The sequence below is a fragment of the Streptomyces sp. NPDC050264 genome (assembly GCF_040655895.1).
Lineage (GTDB): Bacteria > Actinomycetota > Actinomycetes > Streptomycetales > Streptomycetaceae > Streptomyces.
Genome location: NZ_JBFAKV010000008.1, coordinates 345,721 through 362,605, shown reverse-complemented (window position 1 = coordinate 362,605; position 16,885 = coordinate 345,721). Strand labels below are relative to the sequence as shown.

The 16,885-nt window shown below is 71.2% G+C and carries 15 protein-coding genes; 9 read left to right on the top strand and 6 right to left on the bottom strand.

What is annotated here, in order from left to right; translation table 11 throughout:
* Positions 1-37 precede the first annotated feature (37 nt).
* From AB0J02_RS17550 to AB0J02_RS17540, 3 genes are read right to left on the bottom strand one after another with little or no spacing between them, the layout of a single operon-like run.
* A complete protein-coding gene (locus AB0J02_RS17550) occupies positions 38-280 on the bottom strand; it encodes a non-oxidative hydroxyarylic acid decarboxylases subunit D (protein ID WP_363194570.1) in 243 nt (80 codons plus the stop codon).
* Between the two features lie 40 nt (positions 281-320).
* Complete coding sequence (gene vdcC, locus AB0J02_RS17545; RefSeq protein ID WP_363194545.1) at positions 321-1,748, bottom strand: non-oxidative vanillic acid decarboxylases subunit C; 1,428 nt, start codon at positions 1,746-1,748, stop codon at positions 321-323.
* Positions 1,749-1,776: 28 nt separating this feature from the next.
* Positions 1,777-2,370 (bottom strand): non-oxidative hydroxyarylic acid decarboxylases subunit B, encoded by a 594-nt coding sequence (locus AB0J02_RS17540; protein WP_363194544.1) that lies wholly within the window; start codon positions 2,368-2,370, stop codon positions 1,777-1,779.
* Positions 2,371-2,454: 84 nt separating this feature from the next.
* Between AB0J02_RS17540 and AB0J02_RS17535 the strand changes: the two genes are divergently transcribed.
* From AB0J02_RS17535 to AB0J02_RS17525, 3 genes are all read left to right on the top strand, one after another.
* A complete protein-coding gene (locus AB0J02_RS17535; RefSeq protein ID WP_363194543.1) occupies positions 2,455-3,360 on the top strand; it encodes a helix-turn-helix transcriptional regulator in 906 nt (301 codons plus the stop codon).
* 48 nt (positions 3,361-3,408) lie between these two features.
* On the top strand, positions 3,409-3,852 hold the full coding sequence (locus AB0J02_RS17530) for an Rrf2 family transcriptional regulator (protein ID WP_363194542.1): 444 nt from the start codon (positions 3,409-3,411) through the stop codon (positions 3,850-3,852).
* Positions 3,853-3,948: 96 nt separating this feature from the next.
* Positions 3,949-4,779 (top strand): transporter substrate-binding domain-containing protein, encoded by an 831-nt coding sequence (locus AB0J02_RS17525; RefSeq protein WP_363194541.1) that lies wholly within the window; start codon positions 3,949-3,951, stop codon positions 4,777-4,779.
* Positions 4,780-4,966: 187 nt separating this feature from the next.
* On the opposite strand, the gene AB0J02_RS17520 is transcribed toward AB0J02_RS17525, so the two are convergent.
* Together AB0J02_RS17520 and AB0J02_RS17515 are read right to left on the bottom strand one after the other, a co-directional pair.
* A complete protein-coding gene (locus AB0J02_RS17520; protein WP_363194540.1) occupies positions 4,967-6,532 on the bottom strand; it encodes a M81 family metallopeptidase in 1,566 nt (521 codons plus the stop codon).
* Positions 6,529-7,716 (bottom strand): ROK family transcriptional regulator, encoded by a 1,188-nt coding sequence (locus AB0J02_RS17515; protein WP_363194539.1) that lies wholly within the window; start codon positions 7,714-7,716, stop codon positions 6,529-6,531. The genes AB0J02_RS17520 and AB0J02_RS17515 overlap by 4 nt, the downstream gene beginning before the upstream one ends.
* Positions 7,717-7,963: 247 nt before the next feature.
* On the opposite strand from AB0J02_RS17515, the gene AB0J02_RS17510 reads away from it, so the two are divergent.
* The 5 genes from AB0J02_RS17510 (at position 7,964) to AB0J02_RS17490 (ending at position 14,932) form a co-directional block, all read left to right on the top strand.
* Entirely contained in the window at positions 7,964-9,814 is a 1,851-nt protein-coding gene (locus AB0J02_RS17510) for a peptide ABC transporter substrate-binding protein (RefSeq protein WP_363194538.1), read from the top strand.
* Entirely contained in the window at positions 9,811-10,761 is a 951-nt protein-coding gene (locus tag AB0J02_RS17505; RefSeq protein ID WP_363194537.1) for an ABC transporter permease, read from the top strand. The genes AB0J02_RS17510 and AB0J02_RS17505 overlap by 4 nt, the downstream gene beginning before the upstream one ends.
* On the top strand, positions 10,758-11,666 hold the full coding sequence (locus AB0J02_RS17500) for an ABC transporter permease (protein ID WP_363194536.1): 909 nt from the start codon (positions 10,758-10,760) through the stop codon (positions 11,664-11,666). Before AB0J02_RS17505 ends, AB0J02_RS17500 begins: the two co-directional genes overlap by 4 nt.
* 45 nt (positions 11,667-11,711) lie before the next feature.
* Entirely contained in the window at positions 11,712-13,751 is a 2,040-nt protein-coding gene (locus AB0J02_RS17495) for an ABC transporter ATP-binding protein (RefSeq protein WP_363194535.1), read from the top strand.
* A 92-nt stretch (positions 13,752-13,843) separates the two neighbouring features.
* Entirely contained in the window at positions 13,844-14,932 is a 1,089-nt protein-coding gene (locus tag AB0J02_RS17490; RefSeq protein WP_363194534.1) for a sialidase family protein, read from the top strand.
* Positions 14,933-14,965: 33 nt separating this feature from the next.
* Here the strand turns inward: AB0J02_RS17490 and AB0J02_RS17485 are convergent, their stop codons facing one another.
* Positions 14,966-15,643, bottom strand: coding sequence for a uracil-DNA glycosylase (locus AB0J02_RS17485; RefSeq protein WP_363194533.1), 678 nt, complete (start codon positions 15,641-15,643; stop codon positions 14,966-14,968).
* 132 nt (positions 15,644-15,775) lie between these two features.
* On the opposite strand from AB0J02_RS17485, the gene AB0J02_RS17480 reads away from it, so the two are divergent.
* Entirely contained in the window at positions 15,776-16,777 is a 1,002-nt protein-coding gene (locus tag AB0J02_RS17480; RefSeq protein WP_363194532.1) for a BadF/BadG/BcrA/BcrD ATPase family protein, read from the top strand.
* Positions 16,778-16,885 lie beyond the last annotated feature (108 nt).

Genomic DNA, 16,885 nt, shown 5'->3' with positions numbered 1-16,885 from the left:
GGCGCCCCGGCCTGGCCGGGGCGCCGTCGCTCGTCTCTCAGCGTGCGGCGCCGGTGCGCAGCGGCGGTATCGCCGGCACCTCGATGGCGTTGTCGATGTCGGCCGGCGTCAGCTTGAAGAGGTCCGGGTAGGCGTCGCGCCGGGTGCGGCGGGCGGGCTCGGTGGTGCGCCAGGCGTAGAGGCAGCGGTCGCACTGGAGCACGTCCCAGACGCCGGGTACGGGCGAGGTGGCGAGCAGGCTGACCGCGCCGAAGGCGCAGCGGGGGCATTCAAGGGGCATGTCGTTCACGGGAGTCGACCTTCCTGGAGACGGTACGGGTTCAGTGGCGGGCCGCGATGAGGCGCCGCAGGCGGGCCGCCCACTCGGCCGTCTCGGGCAGGTCCTTGGCCGGGGTGGAGAAGTTGCCGCGGACGTCGGGGGCGACCGGCGTCGTCGCGTCGATGATCATCTTGCTGGTGATGCCGGCGGGCTGCGCCGCGGGCGCGAGTTCGAGGACCGAGAGGTTCGGGATGACGACGACGTCGTCCTTCGGGTTGACCTTCGCCGACATGGCCCACATGACCTGCGGCAGATTGAAGGGGTCCACGTCCTCGTCGACCAGGATCACCTGGGAGACGTAGCCCAGTCCGTGCGGTGTCGTCATCGCGCGCATGCCGACGGCCTTGGCGAAGCCGCCGTATCGCTTGGCCGTGGAGATGACCACCATCAGGCCGTGCGTGTACATGGCGTTGACGGCCTGGACCTCGGGGAACTCGGCGCGCAGTTGCTTGAGCAGGGGGACGCAGGTGTTGGGGCCGACGAGATAGTCGACCTCCGTCCACGGCATGCCGAGGTAGAGCGACTCGAAGACGGGGTTCGTCCGGTACGAGACGCGGTCGACGCGGATGACGGGCATGCGGCGGCCGCCCGAGTAGTGGCCGGTGAACTCCCCGAAGGGGCCCTCTATTTGGCGTGTACGGGATTCGATGACGCCCTCGATGACGACCTCGCTCCCCCATGGCACGTCGAAGCCGGTGAGCGGCGCGGTGGCGATCGGCGCGGGCGCCCCGCGCAGCGCGCCCGCCATCTCGTACTCGCTCTGGTCGTACGCCATCGGCATCCCGGCGACGATCGCCATCACGGGGTCGTTGCCGAGGGTGATCGCGATGGGCAGGTCCTCGCCCACCTCCTCGGCCTTGCGCAGGTGCTGGGCCACGTCGTGCATGGGGACCGGCTGGAAGGCGAGGCGGTCCTTGCCGATGACCTGGATGCGGTACGTGCCGACGTTCTGCTTGCCGAAGTCGTCCGGGTCCTCGGGGTCGCGGGAGACGACGGCCGCCTTGTCGAGGTAGAAGCCGCCGTCGCCGTCGTTGAGGCGGAAGAGCGGAAGGACGGAGAAGAGGTCGACGTCCGCGCCCTCCTGGGCGTTCTCCCGCCAGGGTGCGTTCTCGCGGCGTACGGGTGCGACGGGGAAGGCGTCCCAGCGGCGGGCGAACTCCTCGACCTGTTCCTTGACCGGGGTGCCCCGCGGCAGGCCGAGGGCGAGTGCGTGGTTGGCCCAGGAGCCGTGCACGTTCAGCGCGATCCGCGCGTCGGTGAAGCCCTTGACGTTGTCGAAGTACAGGGCGGGGGCGTTCTCGCCGATGCGGCCCGTCGCGTTGGCGGCGGCCGCGAGATCCGGTTCGGGCAGCACCTCGTCGGTGATGCGCAGCAGTTGCCCCTCCTTCTCCAGCGTGGAGAGGAAACTGCGCAGATCGTCGTGGGCCATGGTGAATTCCTTTGGGTGGTACGGGGGTTCAGGCGGCGTCGCGGGCCGCGGTGCGGGCCGCGCGCATGCCGGCCCAGCGCCGGGCGGCGGGCGCGGGCAGCTCGAACTGGTCGAGGATGCGGGCCGTGATGTGGTCGACGATGTCGTCGACGCTTCGCGGATGGTTGTAGAAGGCGGGCATGGGCGGCACCAACTGCACGCCCATGCGGGCGAGTTCGAGCATGTTCTGCAGGTGGATCTCGCTCAGCGGGGTCTCGCGGGGCACGAGGACGAGCTTGCGGCGCTCCTTGAGGACGACGTCGGCGGCGCGGGCCACGAGCCCTTCGGCGTACCCGGTCCTGATGCCCGCGAGGGTCTTCATGGAGCAGGGCACGATGACCATCCCGTCGGTGCGGAACGAGCCCGAGGAGATGGTGGCGCCCTGGTCGTCCGGATGGTGGGTGACGTCCGCGAGTGCGGACACGTCGGCGACGGACAGACCTGTCTCCAGCTCGATCGTGGTGCGCGCCCAGCGGGAGAGGACAAGGTGGGTCTCGACGTCCGGCAGCTCGCGCAGGTTCTCCAGGAGCCGGACACCGAACGGCGCACCGGTCGCTCCGGTCATGCCTACGACCAATCGCACAGGTTCTCTCCTCACACGTCGCTGACCTGTGCTTTCACGCTAGGCGGCGTACCGCTCCCGGGAGCGGTACGCTCGGGACTCGCCATGGGGAAAAACGGACAGGATGCGGAGGCCGCGCGGGGCGCGGACGTCAGGGACCTGGCGTACACGCCGACGGTCGGCGCGCCCGCCGGGGTCGAGGTGATGGAGCTCGCCGATCTGTACGAGCGGGCGCGGCGGCACGGCAACGATCCGTACGTCCCGCTGCGCCCCGCCTTCCACCAGCTGATCGGGGCCCGTGCGCGGCCGCTGCGGATGTGGGTGGACTTCGTCGAGCAGGAGCTGCGGCCCGGGTCGTGGCTGTGGATCCGCGCGGGGCAGGTGCAGCGGTTCGGTTCGGACCTGGCGGCGGTGGACGGGGTGATCGTGCTGTTCCAGCCGGGCTTCCTGCCGCCCGCGACGGTATCGGCGGCGCACATGGATCCGCCGTACGAGCAGCACCCGCTGACGCCGCGGGGGCCGGGCGCCGAGGCGGTGGCGCGGGCGCTCGACCATCTCCGTCACGAGTACGGGGCGATGGCGTCGCTGCCGCTGGAGGCGCACACGGAGGTGTTGCGCGCCCTGCTGTCCGTGCTGGTGGTGCGGCTGGCGGCGGTGCGCGATCCGGCGCCGGACCGGGCGGCGGTGCCGGACACGTTCCGCCGCTTCCACGCGGCCGTCGAGCGGGACCACGCGGTGACCCGGCGCGTCGAGGACTACGCGGCGGCGCTGGGGTACAGCCCCCGCACGCTGACCCGGGCGACACTCACCGCGACGGGCCGTACCGCGAAGCAGTACGTCGACGACCGGGTCCTGCTGGAGGCCAAGCGGCTGCTCTGGCACAGCGGCCTGCCCGCGCGGGAGGTGGCGGCGCGGCTGGGCTTCGACGATCCGAGCGACTTCACGAAGTTCTTCCGGCTGCGGGCGGGCGAGACACCGGGCGCGTTCCGCGAAGGCCCACGGAACCCTTGACTTGCACCTAACTTGCCTTTCATTTGCAACTTTCAATAATGTGCGGTCATGCGGCTGACGCGATTCACGGATCTGGCCCTGCGGGTGTTGATGCGCCTCGCGGTGGAGCGGGGCGAACTGCCCACCACGCGCGAGGTCGCGGCCGCCATGGACGTGCCGTACACCCACGCGGCGAAGGTCGTCGCGAAGCTGCAGCACATGGGCCTGGTCGAGGCCCGGCGCGGCCGGGGCGGCGGGCTGCTGCTCACGCCGGCCGGCCGTGAGGCCTCCGTCGGCACTCTCGTACGGGAACTCGAAGGGCCCGGGGACGTCGTGGACTGCGACGGGACGACGCCGTGTCCACTGCGCTCGGCGTGCCGGCTCCGGGGAGCGCTCCGGCAGGCGCAGGAGGCCTTCTTCGCCTCCCTCGACCCGTTGACTCTCAGCGATCTGGTCGAGGCACCGACCGGCCCGCTCCTCGTCTCCCTCTCCCCCACACCCAGGGCGGACTGACCGGGCCGCCGTCTTCACCTGCGCGAACTCTTCTGCCAGGGTGACCACTGCCAAGGTGATCACTTGGTTCCGCCACCGTCTTGCCGAGGAGTCGCGATGAGCCGCCGCGCGTCCAAGCAGCGTGCCGCCACCCTGTCCGCCCTGGTCTGTCTGCTGGCCCTGGCCACCGCCGCGCCGGCCGCGCCCACCGCGGCGCACCAGCCCGCGAAGAAGCGGCAGGGCAGCCTGCTGGACTCCGTGCCCGGAGCCGGGGTGCTGCGGGTGTGCACGACGGGCGACTACCGGCCCTTCACGTACAAGGACCCGAAGGACGGTTCGTACACCGGCGTCGACGTCGAGATGGCGAACGGTCTCGCGCGGAGCCTGGACGCCAAGGCCCGTTTCGTGGACACCACTTGGGCGGACCTGGTGGGCGATCTGTCGGCCGGGAAGTGTGACATCGCGGTCGGCGGCGTCTCCATCACGCTGCCCCGGGCCCGCCAGGTCCACTTCAGCGAGCCGACCCGCGAGGACGGCAAGACGCCGGTCGTGCGGTGCGCCGACAAGGACACCTACAAGACGATCGAGTCCATCGACAAGCCCGGGACGAAGGTGATCGTCAACCCCGGTGGCACGAACGAGCAGTTCGCCCGCGCGAACATCAAGCAGGCGAGCATCACGGTCCACCCGGACAACACCACGATCTTCGACGAGATCGTGGCGGGCCGGGCGGATGTGATGATGACGGACGCGAGCGAGACGCTCTACCAGGCGAAGCTCCACCCCGAGCTGTGCTCGGTCCACCCCGACGAGCCGTTCACGTTCTCGGAGAAGGCGTACGCGACGCCGCGCGGGGACCGCGATTTCCAGGAGTACGTGGACCAGTTCGTGCATCTGGCGACGCACGACGGGACGTACGCCAAGTACGAGGCGGAATGGATGAGTTGAGCCGTAAGGGCACTAGGGGGTGTCTTCACACTCCCCTCGTCGCCCGGAGGGCGGCCCGGCGGCGTTCGGTGCGTGCTCTCGCCGGGCCGGGTGCAGGGCCTCGTACGGGGCGTACCCGGCTTTGCGCCCGGCGCGGCGAGAGGGCGTGCCGGGCGTCGCCGGGCAGAGAGGAGTGTGAAGACAGGCCCTAGAGCAGGACCGGGGTGAGGTCGGGGCCGGCCCCCGACTCGTACGCGTCCTCGTCGAAGGGGTACAGCGGGCGCTCCACCCGGTGGTGTCCCAGGCGCAGCAGGTCCTGGTCGACGCCGCCGGGGGTGAGCGCGAGCAGCCAGTCGGCGGCCATGTCGTACAGCTCGGGCTCCAGGTAGCCGATCTTGACGACGACGAGGTCGTACGTGCGCGGGTCGATGCCGAGTCCGCCCTCGGCCGGGCCCAGGAAGTCGGCGAGCGTGTGGAAGGGCTTGCGGCGCTCGACGAGGATCACGGTGAGGCCGCCGACGCGGACGGCCGCCATGTCGACGCCGCGGTCGTAGGCGCCGCCGGCGGCCGGGTACGCCTGGTCGGCGGCGCGCTGCAACGCCTCGACGGTGCCGGTGAGTTCGCAGGGGCCGCCGTGGTTCGCGTCGACCTTGCCGCCGACGGAGAGCGTCACCTCGGCGCCGACCCCGGCCGCGAAGCAGGCGGCGACGGCGGCCGGGTCGGTGATGCCCGGGTGGACGGCGGTGACCTCGCCGCTGCGGATCGCGTCGTGCGCGAGCAGCCTGGCGAGCATGTACGCGAGGTCGCCCGCGCCGCCGGCCGTCGGATTGTCGCCGGAGTCGCTGATGAGGAAGGGCCGCTCGTCGGAGGCGACGGCCTTCTCGATGCACTCATCGGCGCTGCCGGTCGGTCCGACGAACACGAAGTCCTTGCGGGCATCCCAGTAGCGGCGGGCCAGCAACTCGGCTTCGCGGGCGGCGAGTTCGGCGTCCTCTCCGGTGACGACGATGGCGGCCTTGCAGCGCGGCTCGTCGGCCCAGGCGTAGCCGACCCACATGGCGGCGTCGAGGATGCCGTCCCTCTTCTCGATGTCGGCGAGGGAGGCGTAGAGGGACTTGGCGGGCTCCAGGCGGGTGCTGGTCTTCTCGCCGGGGAGGAGGACGGGGACCTGGACCCAGGCGCGGTGCGGGCGGACGCCCTCGCGCAGGCAGTGCACGAGGTTGCGGGCGGCGCGTTCGCGGGTGTCCCAGGCGTCCTCGTGCGGGGCGAGCCGGTGGGCGGTGAGCAGGTCGATCGGCTCGGCGAAGCGGCGGGAGACGTTGCCGTGCAGGTCCATGGCCGTGGAGATCATGGGCCGGCCGCCGTCGGGGGTGCCGATGTGGTCGAGGGCGGCGCGGACTGCTTCGGTCAGGTCGCCCTCGGCGTCGGTGAGACCGATGACGCTCATGGCGCCGTGGATGTCGTAGACGAGTCCGTCGAGCGGGCCCGCTTCCCGTATACGCGTGACGAGTTCGCTCTTCAGGGTCAGATACGACTCGGCTTCCACCGGGCCGCCGGGCAGTGAGGTCGCGTGCAGGAGCGGCACCCATTCCACGAGGCCGGCGAGGTCGCTGTCGGACCGCGTCCACGTGTAACGGTCGAGGAGGTCCTGGCCGCGGGTCTGCCGGAAGTCGTCGGCGGTGGAGCGGTGCGGGCAGAACGTGGACGACTCGATGCCGATGCCGCCGATGCCGATGCGCAGGCGACGGCTGGTTGCGGGGGTGGTGCCGGTCATGCGGGGGCGCTCTCTTCCTGAGGTGCGGGAGTGGCTGTCGAGAGGTTCTGGTGCAGCGCCGTGAGGCCCGCGCCGAGCAGGCCCGCGTCGGGGCCCGCGGTCGTGGTGGTGATCTCCAGGTCCGCGGTGGCGAGCGGCAGGCAGCGCTCGTAGAGGACACCGCGGACGGCGGCTACGAGGGGTTCGGCGGTGGCGAGGACGCCGCCGAGGGCGACGGCCTGCGGGTTGAAGAAGTTCACGACGACCGACAGGACGGTGCCGATGTGGCGTCCGGCGGTGCGCACGAGGGTGGTCGCGACGGGGTCGCCGTCGGCGACGAGCTGGAGGAGTTCGCTCGTGTCCGCCACTTCGATGCCCTGAGCGGCGAGTTCGCGGATCAGGGCGGCGCCGCTCGCGACGGTCTCCAGGCAGCCGATGTTGCCGCAGCTGCAGGGCCGGTCGCCGGCCGCCTCGACGCGTACGTGGCTGATGTCGCCGGCGCTGCCTGTCGCGCCGTCGTGCGGGCGGCCCGCGACGACGATGCCGCTGCCGATCCCGCGGCCCGCCTTGACGACGACCATGTGATCGAGGTCGGGCCGGGTCGTGCGGTGTTCGCCGACGGCCATCATCGTCGCGTCGTTGGCCACGGTGACGGGCATGCCGAGCCGCTCGGCGAGGACCTCGCGCAGCGGGAAGCGGTGCCAGCCCGGCATGCGCGAGGGGCTCAGGACGCGGCCGTCGGCGGGCGCGACAGGACCGGGGAAGGCCACGCCGAGCGCCCGCACGGTGCGCCCCGACTCGCGCTGCGCGGCGGCGAGCCGGGCCACCTGCGCGCACAGCCAGTCGACGGCCGAGTCGGGGCCCGCGGTGATGTCGTGCGGCAGGTCGACGGCGTCGTGGACGGTCCCGGCGAGGTCGACGGCGCCGAGCCGGGCGTGGTGGCTGCCGAGGTCCGCGGCGAGCGCGACACCGCCCTGCGCCTTGACCCGCAGCAGTCGCGGCCTGCGCCCGCCGCGCGAGGCGCCCTCGCCGGATTCGGTGAGCACGCCCGCCGAGACGAGCTCCTGAACGCGCAGCGACACCGTGGAGGGGGCGAGCCCCAGTTCCCGTACGAGATCGGCCCGGGAGGACGCGGCGCCGGACGAGACGAGCCCGAGTATGTGCTGCGCCGAGCCCGGCTCGCCGTCGTGCGCTGTGTCGGCCATGCCGCCCCCTGGTCCACGTACTGCCGTGTGTTCGGTCGCTTGGTTCGACGAGTTGCTTCGATGAGTTCGTTCGATACCGGTCCAAACAGTAACCACCATCGAACCAAGTTGACCAGGGCCTCCCGGAATTTGCACTACTTTCCGAATGAACCTATTGACTTGATTCGAACGGCCGACTTAGCGTTCGGGCGCCCCTCCGTCGATCCGTGGCACGGAGCAGGCTCCTCTCCCTTGGAGGCCCTTCGGCATGCGTTCCCTCAGGTCAACGGCGTCCGCCGCGCTCGCCCTCGCGGCGACGCTGGTGGCGCTCACCGGCTGCACGCACGAGGGCGGCCGGATCGCGATGGGCCCCACCGGCGGCACCCCCGTCGAGGGCGGCACGGCCACGATGGCGCTGCCGCCCGCGGCCACGCCCAACTGGATCTTCCCGATCGGCGCGCCCGGCTACGGAGCCTCGTACAACTACGGCATCCAGACGCTCCTGTACATGCCGGTCTACGACGCCGTGCAGGAGAAGGGCGGACTGACCACGACCGGGCCGAGCACGCTCGGCCTGAAGCCGACGTACAGCGACGGGAACACGACGGTCACCCTGCCGCTCCGGCAAGGCGTCAAGTGGTCCGACGGGACCGCGGTCACCGCCCGCGACCTGGAGTTCTGGTTCAACCTCGTCAAGGCGAACAAGGCCGACTGGGGCAACTACTCGGTCGGCACCATGCCCGACAACGTGAAGAAGTTCGAGGTCGTCGACGACCACACGGTGCGGCTGCGCCTCGACCGCGCGTACAACCCCGACTGGTTCACGGCGAACCAGCTCACCTTGATGCGGGCGCTTCCGCAGCAAGCCTGGGACGCCACGAAGGACGGCGGGAAGATCGGCGACTGGGACCGGACGGCGAAGGGCGCCAAGGCGGTCTTCGCCCGGCTCACGCAGCATGCGAAGAGCCTGGGCTCGTACGGCAGCGATCCGCTCTGGAAGACCGTCAACGGGCCCTGGAAGCTGGCCGACTGGCGGGACACCGGGCAGGTGACGATCGTCCCGAACGAGAAGTACACCGGCCCGAAGTCCGAGCGGCCGCACCTCGACAAGGTGGTTTTCAAGCCGTTCACCACCTCCGACTCCGAGTACAACGTGCTGCGCTCCGGCGGGGTCGACTACGGCTACATCCCGCCGTCGGTGATGGCGCAGAAGGAGAAGTTCCAGGACAAGGGGTACCGCGTCGACCCGTGGGAGGGCTGGGCGGCCACCTACATCGTCTACAACTTCAACTCCACGCACGCGGGCCCCGCCATGAGCCAGCTCTACGTCCGGCAGGCGATGCAGCACCTCGTCGACCAGAACGCGATGAGCAAGGTCATCTGGCAGGGCAGCGCGACGGCGACCCTGGGCCCGGTGCCGGTCACGCCGAAGAGCCAGTACCTGTCGGAGGAGATGGAGCACAACCAGTACCCGTTCTCCGTCGCCAAGGCCACGTCGCTGCTCTCGGCGCATGGCTGGAAGGTCGTGGACGGTGTCGCGCGCTGCGTGCGCCCGGGTTCGGCTGACGACGAGTGCGGCAAGGGCATCGGACGGAACGACCCGCTGGAGCTGACCCTGCTCTCCCAGTCCGGCTCGACCGAGACGACGAACATGATGCAGGAACTCAAGTCGTCGCTCAGCAAGGCCGGCATCGACCTGACCGTGCGGCAGCAGCCGCTGAACTCCGTGCTCGGCAACTCCGTCCCCTGCAAGACTAAGGACTCCGGCTGCGACTGGGACATGTCGTTCTTCGGCACCGCCGGCAGCTGGTACTACCCGCTCAACCCGAGCGGCGAGCAGCTCTTCTCGACCGGCGCGTCCGCCAACTTCGGCAACTACAGCGACAAGAAGGCCGACCGGCTCATCCGGGCCGTGCAGTACGCGCCCGACATGAAGGCCGTCCATGAGTACGGCGAGTACCTCGCCGAGCAGCTCCCGGTGATGTGGATGCCGAACCCCGCCTACCAGGTCTCCGTGATCCGCAACGACCTGCGGGGCATCGAGCAGAACCCCACGGTCACGTTCGCGCCGCAGCACTGGTACTACGTCAAGAACGTCAAGAAGGGGGCCGCGAAGTGACCGGCTTTCTGGTCAAGCGCTTCCTTCAGGCGCTCGTCGTCCTGTTCCTCGTCTCGGTCATCGTCTTCACCCTGCTGCACCTGCTGCCGGGCGGTCCGGCCCGCGCGATCCTCGGACCGAAGGGCACCCCGCAGCAGATCGAGCACTTCAACCACCAGCAGGGCTACGACCGTTCGCTGCCGACGCAGTACCTGATGTACCTGAAGCGGCTGCTCACCGGTGACCTCGGCGACTCGTACAAGCTGAACTCCCCGGTCTTCGAGCTGCTGAAGCAGCGGCTGCCCAAGACGCTGCTCCTCACGGTCCTCTCGACGGCGCTCGCGGTCGTCATCGCGGTGCCGCTCGGCCTGCTCCAGGCGGTGCGGCGCGGCAAGGCGTCCGACTACGCCCTCACGGGCCTCGCCTTCCTGCTGTACGCGACACCGGTGTTCTTCCTCGGCCTCATCATGATCATCCTGTTCGCGCAGGTGCTGCCGATCTTCCCGGCGGAGGCTCCGCAGGGCGAGACGATCAGGCAACTCCTGGGCGACTTCACGGGGTTGGTCCTGCCGGTGGTGACCATGGCGTTCGGCATCGTCGCCATGTTCAGCCGCTACATGCGCTCGGCCGTCCTCGACAACCTCACCGAGGAGTACGTGCGCACGGCCATGGCGAAGGGGCAGTCGAACCGCCGGATCATGGTCAAGCACGTCCTGCGCAACGCCCTGATCCCCCTCGCCACTCTGCTCGGCCTGTACCTGCCGACCCTGTTCAGCGGCGCGCTCGTCGTCGAGTCGATGTTCAACTACCCAGGAATGGGCCTGCTGTTCTGGAACGCCGCGCAGGGCTCGGACTTCCCCGTGCTGCTCGGCGTCACCCTCGTCGTCGGCATCGCGACCGTCCTCGGCTCGCTGCTCACCGACATCCTGTACGCCGTCCTCGACCCCCGGATCCGGAGCGTGGCATGACGACCGCTGTGACCCCCCAGATACCCGGGACCGACGAGGAGGCAGCGGCGCAGGCCACGCCCTCGCTGGCCCGCCGCACCCTGCGCGTGTTCACCGGCAACAAGCTGGCCCTGAGCGGTGTCGTGCTGCTCGTGCTGCTGCTCGCCTTCTGCTATCTGGGCCCGCTGGTGCACCCCACCGAGCAGGTCCACACGAACCTCGGACAGGCCAATCTGTCGCCGGGCACCGCCGGACACCTCCTCGGCACCACCGACCTCGGTTACGACATGGTCGGCCGGCTGATGGTCGCCGGGCGGACCTCGCTCGAGATCGGCCTGGCGGCAGGGCTGTTGGCCACCCTGTTCGGGACCGTGTACGGCGCCGTCGCCGGGTACTTCGGCGGCTGGGTCGACGCCGCGATGATGCGCGTCACGGACGCGGCGCTCGCCATCCCCGCGATGTTCCTGCTCGTGGTCGTCGCCGCGATCATCACGCCCAGCAAGGGCGTCCTCATCCTCATCATCGCCGGTGTCGCCTGGCTCTCCCCCGCCCGCCTGGTGCGCGGCGAGGCACTGTCCCTGCGTAATCGGGAGTACGTGCAGGCCATGCGGATGATGGGCGGTGGCGGCGCCCGTGCCGTCTTCAAGCACATCGTGCCGAACGCCATCGGCACGGTCATCGTCAACTGCACGTTCCAGATCGCCGACGCCATCCTCTACGTCAGCTATCTCGCCTTCCTCGGCCTCTCCATCCCGCCGCCGTCCGCCGACTGGGGCTCGATGCTCTCCGCCGGCATCACCTACACGCAGAACGGCTACTGGTGGCTGATCTTCCCGCCGGGCATCGCGATCGTCCTCGTCGTCGCCGCGTTCAACTTCATCGGCGACGGGCTGCGGGACGCCTTCGAAGTGCGGCTGCGCAAGTAGCGGGCCAGCGGACCAGTGCACGTACGGGATCTAGGGAAAGCTGACATGACCGAGCCTCTGCTCAGGATCGACGACCTGCGGGTCGACATCGCCACACGCGACCGCACCGTCCACGCCCTCGACGGCATCTCGCTCGACCTCGCGCCCGGCGAGGCGCTCGGCGTCGTCGGCGAGTCCGGCTGCGGCAAGACCATGACGGCACTCAGCGTGCTCGGCCTGCTGCCGCCCGGCGGCGAGGTGACCGGCGGCCGCATCCTCTTCGACGGACACGACCTGGCCGCCGCGCCCGCGCCCGTCCTCCAGGACGTCCGCGGCAACACCATCGGCATGGTCTTCCAGGACCCGCTGACGTCCCTCAACCCGACGATGACGATCGGCGCGCAGGTCGCGGAACCGCTCCTGCTGCACCGCGGAGTCACCAGGAAAGAGGCGTGGGCGCGGGCCGAGGAGACCCTGCGCCTCGTCGGCATGCCGCAGCCGGCCGAGCGGATGAAGGCGTACCCGCACCAGCTGTCCGGCGGCATGCGCCAGCGCGTCGCCATCGCCATGGCGCTGGTGTGCGAGCCCAAGCTGCTCATCGCGGACGAGCCGACGACCGCCCTGGACGTGACGACTCAGCACCAGATCCTGGAGCTGATCGACGATCTGCGGACGCGGCTCGGCATGGCGATGATCCTGGTCACGCACGACCTCGGCGTGATCGCCAACCGCGTCGACCGGGTGGCGGTGATGTACGCGGGCAAGGTCGCCGAACAGGCCGATGTACGCGGCCTGTTCGCGCGGCCGCGACACCGCTACACCGAGGCACTGTTCGCGGCGCTGCCCGAGCGCGCCGCCGACCACGAGACCGAGCTGCACACGATCGCGGGTCTGCCGCCGAGCCTGACGGTCCGGCCGACGGGCTGCCGCTTCGCGCCGCGCTGTCTGTTCGCGACGGACGAGTGCCGTACGCGGGAGCCGGCCCTCGCCGACGACGAAGTGCGGGGCTCCGAGCACCGGTTCGCCTGCTTCCACCCGGTGCCCGACGTGCGGGAGGCGGCGGCTGAGGAGGTGGTGGCTCCCCCGCCGCTGCCCGCGCAGGACACCGCGCCCGGTGACGGTGATGTCCTCCTGGAACTCGAGGAGCTGGTCAAGGAGTTCCCGCTCAAGGGCGGCCCGTTCTCCCGCTCCAGAGGCACGGTCAGCGCGGTCGGCGGGGTCTCCCTGACCGTGCGCAAGGGCGAGACGTTCGGCATGGTCGGCGAGTCCGGCTGCGGCAAGACGACGCTCGGGCGGATCGTGGCGGGCCTGGAGGAGCCGACGGCCGGCGCCGTCCGCTTCGAGGGCCGCGACCGCGCGGAGCTCTCACGCGCCGAACGCCGGGCGCACCGCAGGCGCGTCCAGCTGATGTTCCAGGACTCGACGGCGGCGATGGACCCCCGCATGCGGGTCGGCGAGATCCTGCGCGAGCCACTCGTCATCCAGGGCATCGGCAACCGTACGGAACAGGAGAAGCAGATCGGTGAGCTGCTCGACGCGGTCGGTCTGCCGCGCGGCGCGGTGCACCGCTATCCGCACGAGTTCTCTGGCGGACAGCGCCAACGGCTCGGCCTGGCAAGGGCGTTGACGCTCTCGCCGGATCTGGTGGTGGCGGACGAACCGGTCTCCGCGCTCGACGTCTCGGTGCAGGCGCAGATCCTCAACCTCATGCGGGAGCTGCAGCGCGAGCGCGGTCTCACGTACCTGTTCATCTCGCACGACCTGGCCGTGGTCCGCTATCTCGCCGACACGGTCGGGGTCATGTACCTCGGCAGGCTGGTGGAGGTCGGCCCCGCCGAGCAGGTCTACGCCCGGCCGCTGCACCCCTACACGCGTGGCCTGCTCGACACGGTGAACGTCCCGGACCCCGAGGCCGCCGCCTCCGGCACGCCGCTGACGGGCGAGACCCCGTCGGCCGCGCGGCCCCCGTCCGGCTGCCGGTTCCGCACCCGGTGCCCGATGGCCCAGGACATCTGCGCGACGACCGAACCGCCGGTGTCGCGGCCCGGCTCCCCGGAACACCAGGTGGCGTGCCACTTCCCGCTGGGGGTCGCCGTGCCCGCCTGACCTGCGACACAACCGCCCAAAGCGCCCGTTGTCAGTGGTGGGGTGCAGACTGGCCGATACCTGGAGACAACGACGTTCCGGAGGTGTTCGGCATGACCGATGTGCTGCTGGCGGTGGGCACGCGCAAGGGGCTGTTCCTGGGGCGCAGGCGCGGTGGCGGGGCCTGGGAGTTCGACGAGAGTCCGTACTTCAATGCCCAGGCGGTCTATGCCGTCGCCCTCGACACCCGTACGGACACGCCACGGCTGCTCGTGGGCGGGGACAGTGCGCACTGGGGGCCGTCCGTGTTCCATTCGGACGACCTCGGCCGCACCTGGACCGAGCCGTCCTCGCCCGCCGTCAAGTTCCCCAAGGACACGGGGACTTCGCTGGAGCGGGTGTGGCAGCTGCACCCGGCGGCCGCCGAGCCGGACGTGGTGTACGCGGGCACGGAGCCGGCGGCGCTGTACCGCTCGGCGGACCGCGGCGAGACGTTCGAGCTGTGCCGCCCGCTGTGGGAGCACCCGACACGGTCGCAGTGGGTGCCCGGCGGCGGCGGTGAGGGCCTGCACACGGTCCTCACCGACGCACGGGACCCGCGGGCCCTGACGGTGGCGGTGTCGACGGCCGGGGTGTTCCGCTCGGCGGACGGCGGCGCGAGCTGGGCCCCGTCGAACTCCGGGGTGTCCGCCGTGTTCCTGCCCGATCCGGACCCGGAGTTCGGGCAGTGTGTGCACAAGGTGGCGCGGGACGCGGCCGATCCGGACCGGCTGTATCTGCAGAACCACTGGGGCGTGTACCGCAGCGACGACGGGGGCGCGAAGTGGACCGACATCGGGGAGGGGCTGCCGTCGACGTTCGGCTTCGGCGTGGCCGCGCACCCGCACCGTGGCGGCACGGCGTACGTCTTTCCGATCACCGCGGACTCGGACCGGGTCCCGGCGGACCGCCGGTGCCGGGTCTTCCGCACCCAGGACGCCGGTGGGAGCTGGGAGCCGCTGAGCAAGGGGCTGCCCGAGGGCGACCACTACGGCACGGTCCTGCGGGACGCGCTGTGCACGGACGACGCGGACCCGGCGGGCGTGTACTTCGGGAACCGGAACGGCGAGGTGTACGCGTCGGCCGACGACGGTGACGCCTGGCGGCAGCTGGCGTCCCACCTGCCGGACGTGCTGTGCGTACGCGCTGCCGTCGTGGGGTGAGGTCTGCGGCCGATACCAGGAGCCACAGGATGCTCAGGGCAGGCGCCAGTCCACCGGCTGTGCGCCCAGTCCCGTCAACAGGTCGTTGGCGCGGCTGAACGGGCGGGAGCCGAAGAAGCCCCGGTCCGCCGACATCGGCGAGGGGTGCGCCGACTCGATCGCCGGCAACTGCCCCAGCAAAGGCCGCAGATTGCGTGCGTCGCGCCCCCACAGCACCGAGACCAGCGGCCGGTCCCGGGCGACCAGCGCCCGGATCGCCTGCTCGGTGACCTCTTCCCAGCCCTTGCCCCGGTGGGCGCCCGGGGAGCGCGGCGCTGTCGTGAGCGCCCTGTTGAGCAGCAGTACGCCCTGCCGGGTCCAGGGCGTGAGGTCGCCGTTGGACGGGCGGGGCAGTCCCAGGTCCGCGTGCATCTCCCGGAAGATGTTCTGCAGGCTGCCGGGCAGCGACCGCACTTCGGGCGAGACGGCGAAGCTCAGCCCGATCGCCATCCCCGGGGTGGGGTACGGGTCCTGGCCGACGATCAGCACACGGACGTCGTCGAACGGCTGCTGAAAAGCTCTCAGCACGTTCGCACCGGCGGGGAGGTAGGTACGGCCGGCGGCGATCTCGGACCGCAGGAAATCCCCCATGGTCGCGATGCGTTCGGCCACGGGCTCCAGGGCCTTGGCCCAGCCCGCTTCGACAAGTTCGTTCAGAGGTCGCGCTGCCACGACGCGTCACTCTACTGCCACACCGCGCCGCCGTTCCCGACGGGGAAGCCCCCTGTACGGAAGGGGCCCGCACGGGGTTAGTGTTCCTCCTCATACGTCGATACGTACGTCGATACGTGAGGGGGAGGCCGGGTGCGTCCAGCGAACCAGTCACCGGCCGCCGGAGCGGTGCCGGACGCGGCGCGCTGGGTGCTCGGCGTCGACTCGGGCGGCTCGGGCCTCCGGGTCGCGCTCGCCCCCGCCGACGATCCGGCCGGGGCCGCGACCACGGTGTCCCGCGAGCCGGTACGCACCGTGGCGACGGGCATCGACCCCCTGCATCTGCTGGAACAACTCCTGCCCATGGCACGGCAGTTGCTGGACTCCGTCGGCGATCCCGAGGTGGCCGCGGTCACCGTCGGCGCCGCCGGAATGGCGACCCTCGGCGACGGACTGCGGGCCGAGCTGCCGGGCGCGCTGAAGCGTGAACTGGGCGTCGGGCGGCTCGCGTTGGCCGGGGACGCCGCGACCGCGTACGCCGGCGCGCTCGGTCAGCGGCCCGGTGCGGTCGTCGCCGCGGGCACCGGCCTGATCGCCCTCGGCACCGACCTCGACACCTGGCGCCGGGCCGACGGCTGGGGGCATCTGCTCGGCGACAGCGGCGGCGGCGCCTGGATCGGCCGGGCCGGGCTCGACGCGGCGATGCGGGCGTACGACGGGCGGCGCGGTGCCAGTGCGGCACTGCTCGCGCTGGCCGAGAAGCGGTTCGGGCCGGCGGGCGAGCTGCCCGGCCGGATCTATCCGCGCACCGACCGGCCCGCCGTGCTGGCCTCGTTCGCGCCGGACGTGGCCCGCTGCGCCGAGGACGACCCGGTGGCCGCCGGGATCCTGCGCGACAGCGCGCGGCACATCGCGGAGGCGGCCGCGGCGGCCTGCCCGGCGGGTGGCGGCGAAGTCGCCCTCACCGGCGGCCTGTTCAAGATGGGCGAACCCCTGCTCGCGCCGCTCCGCGCGGAACTGGCGGAGCAGCTCCCGGGCGTCACCGTGGTCGCCGCCGCCGGTGACCCTCTGCACGGAGCGCTGGTGATCGCCGGTGCCCTCGCCGCAGATGCCCTCCGGCTGCCGAGGGAGGGGCGCCTGCTGTACGTCCCGTAGCTCTTGCGCACCCCCGCGGACCAGGACACTTGAAGCATCCGTAACTGAACGGACAATCACGGACGGATACCGCTCAGCTGCCCCCTGACCGAGCAACGGGGACCGGCG

What these genes read in the sequence shown, in the direction of transcription:
- AB0J02_RS17550 (WP_363194570.1), bottom strand. Translation starts at nt 280, where the DNA reads ATGCCCCTTGAATGCCCCCGCTGCGCCTTCGGCGCGGTCAGCCTGCTC.
- vdcC (WP_363194545.1), bottom strand. Translation starts at nt 1,748, where the DNA reads ATGGCCCACGACGATCTGCGCAGTTTCCTCTCCACGCTGGAGAAGGAG.
- AB0J02_RS17535 (WP_363194543.1), top strand. Translation starts at nt 2,455, where the DNA reads ATGGGGAAAAACGGACAGGATGCGGAGGCCGCGCGGGGCGCGGACGTC.
- AB0J02_RS17530 (WP_363194542.1), top strand. Translation starts at nt 3,409, where the DNA reads ATGCGGCTGACGCGATTCACGGATCTGGCCCTGCGGGTGTTGATGCGC.
- AB0J02_RS17525 (WP_363194541.1), top strand. Translation starts at nt 3,949, where the DNA reads ATGAGCCGCCGCGCGTCCAAGCAGCGTGCCGCCACCCTGTCCGCCCTG.
- AB0J02_RS17520 (WP_363194540.1), bottom strand. Translation starts at nt 6,532, where the DNA reads ATGACCGGCACCACCCCCGCAACCAGCCGTCGCCTGCGCATCGGCATC.
- AB0J02_RS17515 (WP_363194539.1), bottom strand. Translation starts at nt 7,716, where the DNA reads ATGGCCGACACAGCGCACGACGGCGAGCCGGGCTCGGCGCAGCACATA.
- AB0J02_RS17510 (WP_363194538.1), top strand. Translation starts at nt 7,964, where the DNA reads ATGCGTTCCCTCAGGTCAACGGCGTCCGCCGCGCTCGCCCTCGCGGCG.
- AB0J02_RS17500 (WP_363194536.1), top strand. Translation starts at nt 10,758, where the DNA reads ATGACGACCGCTGTGACCCCCCAGATACCCGGGACCGACGAGGAGGCA.
- AB0J02_RS17495 (WP_363194535.1), top strand. Translation starts at nt 11,712, where the DNA reads ATGACCGAGCCTCTGCTCAGGATCGACGACCTGCGGGTCGACATCGCC.
- AB0J02_RS17490 (WP_363194534.1), top strand. Translation starts at nt 13,844, where the DNA reads ATGACCGATGTGCTGCTGGCGGTGGGCACGCGCAAGGGGCTGTTCCTG.